This is a genomic window from Mucilaginibacter sp., from assembly GCF_965201005.1.
Classification (GTDB): domain Bacteria; phylum Bacteroidota; class Bacteroidia; order Sphingobacteriales; family Sphingobacteriaceae; genus Mucilaginibacter_A.
In genome coordinates, this window is the sequence record NZ_OZ241747.1 from 2,631,681 (window position 1) to 2,644,969 (window position 13,289).

The following is a 13,289-nucleotide window of genomic DNA, read 5'->3' on the forward strand; positions in this document are numbered from 1 at the left end:
GACATTCTATGCTATTTTTGCACAAACTAATTTCTTGAAGTTCGGTATCAGTTAACTAATGCAAGCAGCAGTTTTTGTATGTTTGATAAAATGAATTTTTAATCAATTCGGATATTTTGAAAAAATACGGACGCTTATTCCTTAAGATTGTACTTTGGCTGATTGTTAGTGTGATTGCACTTGTTTTGCTAATTGTGGTTTTGATACAAGTTCCTGCCGTACAAAACTTTGTGAAAGATAAAGCAGTAACTTATCTGCAAAACAAAATCCATACGCCGGTTCGGATCGGGCATATTTCATTGGGTTTGCCAAAGCTGATCGTGCTGAACGATGTATATTTTGAAGATCAGAAAAAGGATACTTTGCTCTCAGGCGAAAAGCTGAAAGTTGACATCAGTTTGTTAAAAATCCTGGATAATCAGATCGAAATCAACGAACTTAACCTGCAAGGCATCACTTCGCACATTAACCGCACGCTGCCCGACAGTAATTTCAATTTTACTTATATTATTAAAGCTTTTGCCAGCGAGCAGAAGAAAAAACCTACCCCGAATGATACGGCTTCGATGAAGTTTTCGATCAACAAAATCAACCTTGACCGGATTCATATCAAATATAATGATGCTGTTTCGGGCAATGATGTGATTTTTAACCTGGGCCATTTTGACACCAACATCAAAGATTTTGATTTGGACAAGATGAAATTTACCGTTCCGAAAATCACGTTATCTGATGTAAATGCAAAAGTTGTCCAGCACAAAATTTCACCTGTAAAAACAGCATCAACTACAGATACGGCATCGTCCAAACCATTGAATTATGATCTGAAATTAGGGATACTTGATCTGTCTAAAATCAAAGTCGATTATCTGAATGAAAATTCTGCCCTGAAAACAAAGGTGGATTTAGGCAAGTTTTTGGTTGAACTGGACAGTATCGACCTTAAAAACCAGCGCGTGGTGATCAAAAACATTGAGCTGAACCAAACCAAAGCAGCTTTGGGGACCGGCCGCCCATCAACCGCAGCCGACATAAAAAGTACGGTAAAAGAAGCATCCAAAAAAGCAGTTGATAAAGACACCACTACAAAAACTGCTGCCCAGGAAAAAGGCTGGACCGTAAAATTAGCTAAAGTTGCTTTTGCCGATGATGACATCCAGTTTGACAATAATGCTGTAAAAGCTTTGCCAAAAGGTATCGATTACAATCATCTCAATTTAAAGAGTTTGAATGTTGATGCTGATGATATTTTATACAGCCCGACAACGATTTCAGGCAAAATAAACCAGTTTGCTTTTTCGGAGAAAAGCGGCGTGCAGATCAAAAACTTCAGGACAACTTTTTTATACGGGCAAAAACAGTCTTTTTTAAAAAACCTGTATTTAGAAACGCCGGGCACGATTATCCGGGATTATATTGAAGTGCGTTATCCATCTATTGCAGCAGTTAGCAAAAACCTGGGTCAGCTGCAGCTTAATGCTGATTTCAAAGACAGTAAATTAGCTTTTAAAGATGTTTTGAACTTTGTGCCTTCGCTGGCCGATACACCTCCGTTTAAAGGAAACCCGAACGGTTCGCTCAACATCAACGGAAAAATTACCGGCAAAGTAAATGACCTGACAATTCAAAATCTGAACATTACCGGATTGGGGCAAACTAAAATCAATGCTTCGGCTCATTTAAAAGGTTTGCCGGATGTGGATAAAGCTTATTTCGATCTCAACATAAAAGATTTTAGCACAACTGCGAGCGATATTGCACGTTTGGCACCGGCAGGTTCTATTCCGGCAAGCATCCGTATCCCGGAATCTTTAGGTTTAAAAGGAACCTTTAAAGGAAGCATCAAAAATTTTAATACCGATTTAGCTCTACGGTCCAGTTATGGGAATATTCGGGCAATTGCTGGTATGAAAAGCGGCAGTAAAAAAGGCAGCGAAGTTTACAGAGCGGATATTAAAATGGATAACTTTAATGTTGGCCGTTTGATCAAACAGGAGAAAACTGTTGGCCGCCTTACGCTAAACGCTAAAGTAAACGGTTCCGGAACGAGTGTAAAAAATGCCAACGCTACATTATCTGCAAATGTGGTGCGGGCAGATGTTAAAGGATATGTTTACCGAAATTTGGTGTTAAACGGAACTGCGCACAACGGTTTGATCAATGCCGATGCGCGGATGAAAGACCCGAACATTAATTTCGCTTTAGATGCCAAAGTAAATATGGCCAATAAGTATCCGGCCGTAAAAGCTACTTTAAACCTGGACAGCATTAACTTGCAGCGTTTGCATTTTGCCAGCAGCGAGCTTCGTTTACATGGTAAAATTGTGGCTGATATTGCAACGGCTGATCCGGATTATCTGAACGGAACAATACAGATTACTGATTTATTGGTGGTACAAAAAGCGCAGCGCATTCAGTTGGATTCGATCAGTATCGCATCTACTGCTACTCCAAGCAATTCTACTTTAAATATTAAATCTTCTATTTTATCTGCCAGTATGGCCGGTAAGTACAAGCTTACTGAAGTTGCAACGGCCTTGCAAGCTACTGTTAACAAGTATTACAACACTGGCGGAAAAGCATCCAAAGTTAAATATTCCCCGCAAAATTTTACATTTCAGGCGGTAATCACTAAAACACCTTTATTAGTACAGTTTGCGCCTGATTTAAAACAATTGGATCCGGTAAAACTGAATGGCCATTTTAATAGCGATGCAGGAGATTTAGTGATAAATGGTGAAATCCCGAACACCGTTTACGGTTCAAATCAAATCAGCAATTTAAGGTTGGCAATCAATACCGGGAACAATGCTTTAAATTACAGTTTTAAAGTTGATAAAATTGCAACTTCTTCCATTCAGTTATTAAATACAAGTATCAGTGGCAAGGCTCAAAATAATAAACTGGATTTGAATGTATCAATAAAAGATAAAAACCTGAAAGAGCAATACAAAATTGCTGGTATATTTAAAGCTTTGGGCAGTCAGTACGAGTTTAATTTGCTGCAGAATGGTTTGATGCTGGATTATACCAATTGGGCTGTGAGTGCCAATAACGCGTTTCAGTTTGGTTCGAAAGGGATTCTGGCGCGTGATTTTAATATATCCAACAATAATCAGGTACTGGGCATAAATACCACCAATCAGAAATACAACGGGCCATTATCTGCAACTTTTCAAAACTTTAAAATTGAAACTATAACCCAGATTGCAGAAAAAGATTCGCTCAAAATCGGCGGTACGATCAATGGCAATGCACTGGTAAGCAACTTTGCCAAATCTCCGGTGATTACTTCTGATCTGAAAATCAAGGATTTCAGTTTTAAGGCTGATACTTTGGGTGATATTGCCATCAAAGTAAATAATCAGGAAGCCAATACTTTTGCTGCAAATGTGGATATTACCGGGAAAGGAAATCAAGTAAAACTGGATGGCTTGTACCGCACCAATCAAAAGGATGACAACCTGGATTTTAACCTGAACATTGTGAAACTCAATATGAAAAGTATTGAAGGTTTTACCTTGGGCAATTTAAAAAACACAACCGGAAGCTTAAACGGTCAGCTTAAAATTGCAGGTTCTCCTTCTGCTCCGCGCGTTTTGGGTGATATCAACTTTAATAAAGTTGGTTTTAATGTTTCTATGCTGAATGCAAGTTTTCGTTTAGATAACGAAAAAATCAGCTTTAATCAGGATGGTATCGCTTTCAATGATTTTACACTGGTTGACTCGGCCGGTAATAAAGCCACGATAAACGGAGCAGTTTATACCAAAACATTTACCGATTTCAGATTTGGTTTGGACATCAATGCCCAAGACTTCGAAGCCATAAATTCTACCCGGGAAAACAATAAGCTTTTTTACGGCAAATTATTTTTAAACACACGGCTGAAAATCCGGGGGGATTTAAATAAACCGGTTGTAGATGGCAACCTGGTTGTGAATGACAAAACGGACATGACTATTGTTTTGCCGCAAAGCGATCCGGGCATACAGGACCGAAAAGGCGTAGTTGTGTTTGTAAACCACAGCGCACCAAAACTGGATTCGATTTTACTTGCCAAACAGCGTGATTCTGTTGCTAAATCTGATATTACCGGTTTGGACGTTACGGCAAATATCACCATCAATAAAAATGCAAACTTTAACATCGTAATTGATGAAAGCAATGGCGATATAGTACATATTAAAGGCGAAGCGCAGTTGAACGCAGGTATCGACCCAAGCGGAAAAACCAATTTGACCGGTACATATACGGTAAATGAAGGTTCGTATAATTTGGCTTATGCAACGGTTCAGCGTAAATTTAACTTTAAAAGAGGAAGTACAATTACCTGGACGGGTGACCCAACAAGTGCCAACATTGATTTAACGGCTACTTACGTGGCCAATGTCCCTCCTATTGATTTAGTGGAAGATCAGTTAAACTCTGAAACAGAAAAAACGATGTATAAGCAAAAGCTGCCTTTCAACGTAAACCTGAACCTAAAGAACGAACTGTTGAAACCAGCTATCAGCTTTGATATTATCTTACCAGATAGTAATTATACGGTTTCCAGCGAGGTGATCAATACTGTTGACACCCGGCTCGCACAAATCCGCCAGGATCCGAATGAGCTCAACAAGCAGGTTTTGGGCGTGCTTGTTTTAGGGCACTTTATTGGAGATAATCCGTTGCAAAGTTCTGGTGGCAGCAGCGGCGTGCAAGGGATTGTAAGGAATAGTGTAAGCGGTTTGCTGTCAGATCAATTGAATAAACTGGTTGGAAATTCCATTGCAGGTGTTGATTTGAATTTTGACCTGCAGTCCGGTGAAGATTACTCTTCTGGTACGGCTCAGAACAGGACCGATTTGAACGTAGCACTTTCCAAACGTTTTCTAAATGATCGTTTGTCTGTTTCTGTTGGTAATAATTTTAATTTGGAAGGGCAAAATCAACCCGGACAAAAAGCAAGTACCATTGCCGGTAATGTTACAGTTGGTTATAAACTGACAAAAGATGGCCGCTTTGCATTACGCGCTTACCGGAGGGATGAATACATTGTAATACAGGGCCAGGTGGTTGAAACCGGTATTGGTTTTTCTTTTACGGTTGATTACAATAAGTTTAAAAATATTTTTAAAACATCTGAACAACTGAAGGAGATGCGCCGACGAATCAGAGCGGAAAAGAAGGAAAAGAAAGAACAAACCACAAACTAAACCCATGATCAAATCCATCAGATATTTATTGTTGATTACTGTTTTTCTGGATGCCTGCAGCAACACCAAATATTTAACCGGCAATCAAAAATTGTATGTTGGCGGTAAAGTAGATATCAAAAATAAGGACTTAAAAAAAAGTGACCGTAAAGCTTTAACAGATGAACTTACCGGTTTATTAAGGCCAAAACCAAATGCTTCAATTTTAGGATTAAGGCCGAAACTATACCTGTATAATATCACCAGAACTACCAAAAAGAAAGGGATCAAACATTATCTGAATTCTAAAGGTGAAGCTCCGGTTTTGGTAAGTGCCGTTGATCTGGACAAAAACAGCAAGATCTTAATTAACCGTTTGCAAAATGAAGGATATTTCCAGGCAGATGTTACCGGTGATACGGTTAGCAAAAATAAAAAAGCAACGGCTATCTATACGGTAAACACCGGGCCCGGCTACACGATCAGAAAGGTAACTTTTCCTACTTCTAAAAACAGTTTAGATACGGCCATTGCCGGTATCGCCAATAAAAGCTTGTTGAAACCAGGCGATAAGTACAATTTGGATGTTATCAAATCTGAACGTACCAGGATTGATGCTACTTTAAAAGAAAGAGGCTTCTATTATTTTGCCCCGGAAGATTTGGAAGCACATGTTGACAGTACAAATATTGGCAACCATCAGGTAGATATTGATATGCAGGTGGTTAATACAACGCCAGACAAGGCACGCGATATTTACAAAATCAATAACATTTACATTTACCCTAATTATTCACTGCGGGATACCTCTTTAATGCTGGACAGTGCTGTAAAATATGGCACTTACAACGTTATCCAGAAACGATTTACGGTTAAACCTTTTATATTTAAAAACACGGTGCAGCTACAGCCGGGAAACGTTTACAACAGAACGGACCATAATAAATCTCTAAATAAATTTATCAATCTGGGACCATTTAAATATGTAAAGAATCGTTTTGAAGAAGTTTCCACCGATTCTCCAAAATTAAATGTGTTTTACTTTCTGACACAATACCCTAAAAAATCTTTGTCTTTTGATCTACTTGGCCGTACAACTTCTGCCAACTATAATGGTGCACAGCTGAACCTCAACTTTCGCAACCGGAACACTTTTAAAGGTGGAGAATTACTGACCGTAACCTTGTTTGGCAGCACCGATGCGCAGGTATCCGGCCAGTTTGGCGGCGGCCACCCTTTAACACAAGTTGGTGTACAAACCTCGCTTTCATGGCCCCGGTTTGTAAGTCCGTTTAAATTTAAAAACGATAATGCTTACATCCCGCATACCAATTTATCGGTTGGTTATTCTATTGTAAATCGGTCTGGTTTATATAATTTAAGTTCTTTTAACGGTTCGTTTGGATATCAATGGCGCGAAAATACACACAGATCGCATGAGTTAAACTTCCTGACAATTACTTACGTAAAGCCAACCAAAGTAGATACTGCTTATACCAATAATCCATTATACCAAAATAATCCGGCCCTAAAACATGTGATTGATCCACAGTTCACTTTCGGCCCAAGTTATAGTTACACATATACCAACACCACGGAAACCTACCGCACCAACACGGTTTATTTTAACACAAGACTTAGCCTTTCAGGCAATATTATCGGTTTGGTTAGTGGTGCCGATACTTTGGGCGGACATGTAAAAAAGCTTTTCGGCACGCCTTATAACCAATATATCAAGCTTGAAAACGAGTTTCGTTTTTTTCACAAAGTAAGCACCAACAGCCAGATTGCGGCACGTTTAATCGCCAGCGCAGGCTTACCCTACGGCAACTCCACAATTTTGCCTTACAGTCAGCAATTTTTTATCGGCGGACCGAATAGTTTGCGCGGGTTCAGGGCCAGATCTATCGGGCCAGGAACGGTTAATCCTGTTGTTTATGGCCAGCAGGGCGGTTTTCTGGCAGATCAGTCCGGTGATATAAAATTGGAAGGGAACATAGAATATCGCCCAAAACTGTTCAGTATAGTTTATGGTGCTTTGTTTGCAGATGCCGGTAATGTTTGGAATGCCAAACCGCATCAGGCAGGCGGTACTTTCGGTTCAAACTTTTTTAACCAACTGGCGGCCGATGTTGGCTTTGGCTTGCGTTTTGATGCCAGCGTACTGGTGTTGCGTACAGATTTGGGTTTCCCGGTGTTAAAACCTTACACCCCAACGGCCGGAACCAATTCTAATTCGCCGGTATTTAACCTGGCCATCGGTTATCCATTCTAAATTTTACCTTATAAAAGAAGCATGGTTTACAATAAACCGTGCTTCTTTTACCATACTTTTTTAATACCTGGTAATAAAATCAACTAAATCGTTGGTCAGTTTTTCTTTTTCGGTGATGAACAAACCGTGTGGCGCACCTTCATAAACTAAATATTCTGCTTCGGGCAGCAACCTGGCGGCCTGTTCGCCTGCTGTTTTTATCGGCACCGTTTTGTCGTCTTTGCCATGAATAATCAAAGCAGGCAATTTTATGGTACTTAATTCTTTCCTGAAATCCGTCGTCGAAAATGCTTTCATACATTCCAAAGTTGCTTTTCCGCTCCCGGTCAAAGCCATCATTTGCGTCCAGTTTAACATTTCGCCGCTAACCGATGGCGAAAGCAAACTATCACCATAAAACTGTTTGCCAAAAGCTGCCAAAAACTTTGGACGGTCATCGCGCAGCTGACTTTCAAATTCATCAAACTGCGCCTGCGGAACACCTTCCGGATTATCGTCCGTTTTTAGGATAAAAGGGATAATTGAACTGACCAAAGCAATTTTTGCAACCCTCGAACTGCCATAATTGGTTAAATAGCGGATCACTTCTCCCCCGCCCATCGAAAACCCTACTAAAGTTACATTGCGCAAATCCAGTTCTTCCAGCAAGGCGTTTAAATCAGATGCTAAAGTATCGTAATCGTAATTTTCCCAGGGTTTGCCGGATTTGCCAAAACCCCTCCGGTCATAAGCAATAACGCGCAAACCGTGCGCGGGTAATTCGTTTAACTGATATTCCCAGGATTCGCTGTTTAGCGGCCAGCCATGAATTAACACAACCGGTTTTCCTTCGCCCAAATCCTGATAAAATATTTTTACAGGTGTTGAGTTGCTGCTTTTTGATTCTATAAATGCCATAATATTCTGTTTTTGAATTGATGTTGATAACCCGAAATGGAGAGAAGTTGTTTTGCCGCTACAACAGCAGACCAAATTTATACCGGTAAAAGAAGCATTATCATTTATTTAAGCTGATGATAATGAGCAGCATTTTTATCTTCGCCAAAAATATCAACATTATTTTATGCTGATGAGCACAAATTTATATGCCTAAAAAAAGCATCCCGTTAACGTTGCTTGATCTGAACGGAAACGGCTTTCATCTGCTGGTCAACATTAAACTATTCAACAAAAAATTTAAGTTAGTGGTAGATACCGGTGCCTCTAAAACCGCTTTTGATAAAACTTTACTACTTGAGCTGATCCATGAAAAAGAACTAAAATCCGGACATTTAACCACCGGTTTGGGCACCAACAATATGGAATCTTTCACTGCGGAAATTGCCGATTTGTATATTGGTAAATTCCATGTCCCGCAGTTGGAAGTTGCCGTACTGGATTTATCTGCCATCAACATCGCTTATCAAAAGCTTGAAATTGCGCCAGTCCTGGGTGTTTTGGGCGGAGATGTTTTGGTAGAATTTGGGGCGGTGATTGATTATGGGAAGGGGAAGTTAAGCTTGAAAAGGAATTAATTTTTAGGTGATAAAAGAAGTATTAGGTGGATTGAAATTTACTGTTTGGGATTTACAATATTACAAATTCCAATCAGCGAAAAAATTAGTTGTTAATTGTAGTGGACGCGGTTGTATTTCTAATAAAGATGATTGCATCATACATTTTATTCAACATTTGATAAGTGCCTTTTCCTGTAGCCTGCTGCTTTTCATTGTAAGAGGCTCCCATAGAGCGGGAATGCACTTTGGTATTTAGGAATTGCTTGATAACCGGGTTTGAAGATGCGGTCCCGAAATCTAGAATGAAGTTAGGGGTAGAAACTTGTGCGAATATAAAATCACTTGAGTTCTTTATCGTAACATCTGGAATCGTATAAATAACTGTTTTCTTTTGCTGATTGTTCCATCCGCTCATATAGCCCGAATCAAACCCAAAACCCATCGCATAATAGCTGGTGCCAAATTTTTCATTTAAATAATAACCCATGGGTAAATTATTATTTAAAGTAATATCTTTGGCTATGTGCTGGTTATGTGCCCAAATAATTGTTTTATTCAGATTTTCGTGATCATAGATCCAGCTAATGTTAGCTGCCATATACTTGTCGCGAATGATGTTTAGGTTATATTGAAGAGGCGCAGCTTTAGCGTAATCAACCGTTTGTATAACTGCATTTATAATTTGATGATCGACACTATGCTTGGACAAAGTGTCACCAGCAATGCTGGCTGACAACTCCGTTTTTAAACTTTCCAGTAAAGGGAGAATTTCTTTATCTGGTTTTACAAATGCCCAACGTGTCATAAAATCCAGCCCTTTCGTTGCCTGCGGTGATAATGATATTCCAAGTTCAATTAGCTTTCCCTTCAATATCTCGCCGGAATTGAAAGCAAACTGCATATCACAGCCATAAAACCTCACCCGGTCTTTAATTGGTTTGCTTAGGTTGTAATTTCGGACCCACTCTACCAGATCGAGAAACTCTTTGTTATAATAAATACCCAAAGTCATTTTGCTAAATCCCTCTTTCACCGTTCCTTTACCATATAGCACATAATCATTCATTGCAAATGTTCCGGCAAAATCTGCTTCAAATATGATTGTTTTGAAACCCTGCACAGTTACCAGATATTTTATCATCCGTTCTTTCGTGGTGAAAAATTCTTTTGTTCCATGCGTCGCTTCCCCTAATGCCACAATTCTTTTTCCAACTATAATCTTGTCGAGTTTCTGCAGGTCACTGAAACTACTGTCAGCCTCTGTAGTTTTTAAAGGTATTACAGCTTCATCAAGCGATGAGATCAAACTTTTCTGTGCCGCTACATTTAAGCAGGATAGACATAGTATGAATATAAAACAAATAGCGAAATGCTGGTTTTTATTTGGCATCATAAAAGGCGGGCGATAAATTTGATAAATGGAATTTCAACAATAAAACAAGTTACAATACTTTGTTTATTTAATTGTTTGGCAAGATACGATCACAAATCGCAAACTCGAAGATACTTCTTTTATCACCTAAATTTCAGTATAAAACAAAAAACCCTGTTCGTAATCGAACAGGGTTTCCAGACTTCTTTTACCCCTATAATTTATACATCAATCTTGGCGTATTTCGCATTCTTTTCGATGAACTCGCGGCGCGGTGCAACTTCATCCCCCATCAGCATGGAAAAAGTGTGATCGCAACCGGCAGCATTTTCAATCGTAACCTGGCGCAAAGTGCGGGTTTCCGGGTTCATGGTCGTGTCCCACAATTGTACGTCGTTCATCTCACCCAAACCCTTATAACGCTGCACATGTACACTGTCTTCTTTCCCGCCACCTTTTAAACGCTGGATGGCCGCATCGCGCTGAATATCGTTCCAGCAATATTGCGCGTCTTTACCTTTTTTCACCTGGTACAAAGGCGGCGTGGCAATGTAAATATAACCGGACTCCACCAATTCTTTCATATAACGGAAAAAGAACGTGAGGATCAGCGTGGTGATGTGCGAACCATCCACGTCGGCATCCGTCATGATCACGATTTTGTGATAACGCAATTTGGTAATGTTCAATGCTTTGTCATCTTCCGGTGTGCCGATGCTTACGCCAAGCGCGGTAAACATATTTTTGATCTCCTCGTTTTCGTAAATTTTGTATTCCATGGCTTTTTCCACGTTCAAAATTTTACCCCGTAAAGGAAGTATTGCCTGAAAATGCCGGTCGCGCCCTTGTTTGGCTGTTCCTCCTGCCGAATCGCCCTCAACCAAAAACAACTCACATTTTCCAGGGTCGCTGTCTGCGCAATCGGCCAGTTTGCCCGGCAAACCCGTACCGCTCATCACATTTTTGCGCTGCACCATTTCGCGGGCTTTGCGGGCGGCAGAACGGGCAGTTGCCGCCAAAATTACTTTGTTCACAATCAGGCGTGCTTCTTTTGGGTTTTCTTCCAGATAATTGCCCAAAATTTCGCCAACCGCCTGATTGACCGCACCGCTTACTTCGTTGTTGCCCAGCTTGGTTTTGGTTTGGCCTTCAAACTGCGGCTCCTGCACTTTTACAGAAATTACCGCCGTTAAACCTTCCCTGAAATCGTCACCGGTAATATCAACTTTCACATTTTTAAGCAAGCCTGATTTATCAGCATAAGATTTTAAAGTCCGCGTTAAGCCCATCCTGAATCCGGCCACGTGCGTACCACCTTCAATGGTGTTGATATTGTTTACATACGAATGCACATTTTCACTGTACGTTTCGTTGTATTGCAAAGCCAGTTCTACCGGGATACCTTGTTTTTCGCCATCTAAATAAATTGGTTCCGGGATGATGGCACTACGTGTACCGTCTAAATATTTTACAAACTCTTTCAGGCCGCCTTCCGAGTAGAATTCTTCGTAAGGGTGCAGGCCGGTTTCGTCTGTTTCGCGCTCATCCGTTAAGGTTAAGCGGATGCCTTTGTTCAGATAAGCCAATTCGCGTAAACGACCGGCTAAAGTTTCATATTTATATTCGGTTGTTAGGGTAAAAATTTCCGGGTCCGGAGAAAAAACCACAGTTGTGCCGCGCTTATCAGTTTCTCCGATCTCTTTCACTGCATACAGTGGTTTTCCCTGGTGATATTCTTGTGTAAAAACTTTGCCTTCGCGATAAACCAAAGCCTGCAAATGGGTAGAAAGCGCGTTGACACAACTTACGCCCACACCATGCAAACCGCCCGAAACCTTGTAAGTATCCTTGTCAAATTTACCGCCGGCATGTAAAACCGTCATCACCACTTCCAGCGCAGAGCGTTGTTCTTTTTGATGAAAACCGGTTGGGATACCGCGGCCATTATCACTTACGGATACAGAGTTGCCCTCTAAAATTTTTACATGGATCGTATCGCAGTGCCCGGCAAGGGCTTCATCAATAGAGTTATCTACCACCTCGTAAACCAAATGGTGCAAACCTTTTGTGCCGGTATCACCGATATACATGGAAGGGCGTTTCCGCACGGCTTCCAAACCTTCCAGCACCTGGATATTATCCGCAGAATAATTGGACCTATCTTCTAATAATTCTTTTGTTTCACTCATAAGCTATATCAAACATTAACCTTCAAAAATACGAAATTTAGGCGATAAAAACAGCATCTTTCCGCATAAATCAATTCGGTAATACACGTTTTTTAAAAGATTAGGATACTTGTTTTGAAAGATTATCTTTGTCAAAATTTTTTGAAAAAACATGAAAATAACGGTATCCCAAATCACTTTAGGAATAGCTGTTGCCGCCTTAGCAGTTGCCTGTAACCAAAAGCCGCAAACCACTGCCCCAACCGCCGAGAAAAACACTGTTGCCGTATCGCCAAAAGCAGAAATCGTGTATGTAAACTCTGATTCGCTACTGAGCAAATACGATTATTTTAAAGACATGAGCAACCGTTTGGAAGAAAAAGGAAAACGTGCACAGGTGGATGTTTCTTCTAAAGGCCAGGCTTTTCAGCGGGAAGTGGCCGAATATCAAAAAGGTGCCGCTACTTTAAGTGCCGATCAGCGTGCCGCAACCGAGCAGCGCCTGGCCCGCAAACAACAGGAACTGCAAACGTATAACCAGAATGCAAGTGCCCAGATCCAGCAGGAACAAGGCAGCGAAAACGCCAAACTGTATGATAAGATTGCCGACTTTATGAAAGTTTATGCTAAGGACAAAGGTTATAAACTGATCCTGACTTATTCTAAAGCCAACCCGACCGTTTTGTTTGGGGATGAAAGCCTGAACGTAACCAATGACGTAGTGAAACTTTTGAACGAGAACTATAAAAAAGATAAAAAATAAAGAAATTTATCATTTAAAAACTTGAGTTTTAACCT

Annotated in this window: 7 protein-coding genes; 4 read left to right on the plus strand and 3 right to left on the minus strand. The window is 40.4% G+C overall.

Annotation, left to right across the window (positions count from 1 at the left end; all coding sequences use genetic code 11):
- The first annotated feature begins 116 nt into the window (after nucleotides 1-116).
- Both ACOFKR_RS12160 and ACOFKR_RS12165 read left to right on the plus strand, forming a co-directional pair.
- The gene (locus ACOFKR_RS12160) at nucleotides 117-5,201 is read left to right on the plus strand and encodes a translocation/assembly module TamB domain-containing protein (RefSeq protein WP_419801073.1); all 5,085 of its coding nucleotides are present in this window, start codon (nucleotides 117-119) and stop codon (nucleotides 5,199-5,201) included.
- Nucleotides 5,202-5,205: 4 nt separating this feature from the next.
- Entirely contained in the window at nucleotides 5,206-7,455 is a 2,250-nt protein-coding gene (locus tag ACOFKR_RS12165) for a BamA/TamA family outer membrane protein (RefSeq protein WP_419801074.1), read from the plus strand.
- 60 nt (nucleotides 7,456-7,515) lie between these two features.
- On the opposite strand, the gene ACOFKR_RS12170 is transcribed toward ACOFKR_RS12165, so the two are convergent.
- Complete coding sequence (locus tag ACOFKR_RS12170) at nucleotides 7,516-8,352, minus strand: alpha/beta fold hydrolase (protein ID WP_419801075.1); 837 nt, start codon at nucleotides 8,350-8,352, stop codon at nucleotides 7,516-7,518.
- Nucleotides 8,353-8,540: 188 nt separating this feature from the next.
- On the opposite strand from ACOFKR_RS12170, the gene ACOFKR_RS12175 reads away from it, so the two are divergent.
- On the plus strand, nucleotides 8,541-8,969 hold the full coding sequence (locus tag ACOFKR_RS12175; protein ID WP_419801076.1) for an aspartyl protease family protein: 429 nt from the start codon (nucleotides 8,541-8,543) through the stop codon (nucleotides 8,967-8,969).
- Nucleotides 8,970-9,054: 85 nt separating this feature from the next.
- On the opposite strand, the gene ACOFKR_RS12180 is transcribed toward ACOFKR_RS12175, so the two are convergent.
- Nucleotides 9,055-10,344 (minus strand): erythromycin esterase family protein, encoded by a 1,290-nt coding sequence (locus ACOFKR_RS12180; protein ID WP_419801077.1) that lies wholly within the window; start codon nucleotides 10,342-10,344, stop codon nucleotides 9,055-9,057.
- Nucleotides 10,345-10,544: 200 nt separating this feature from the next.
- Entirely contained in the window at nucleotides 10,545-12,512 is a 1,968-nt protein-coding gene (gene gyrB / locus ACOFKR_RS12185; RefSeq protein WP_419801078.1) for a DNA topoisomerase (ATP-hydrolyzing) subunit B, read from the minus strand.
- Nucleotides 12,513-12,663: 151 nt separating this feature from the next.
- Between gyrB and ACOFKR_RS12190 the strand changes: the two genes are divergently transcribed.
- On the plus strand, nucleotides 12,664-13,254 hold the full coding sequence (locus ACOFKR_RS12190; protein WP_419801079.1) for an OmpH family outer membrane protein: 591 nt from the start codon (nucleotides 12,664-12,666) through the stop codon (nucleotides 13,252-13,254).
- Nucleotides 13,255-13,289 lie beyond the last annotated feature (35 nt).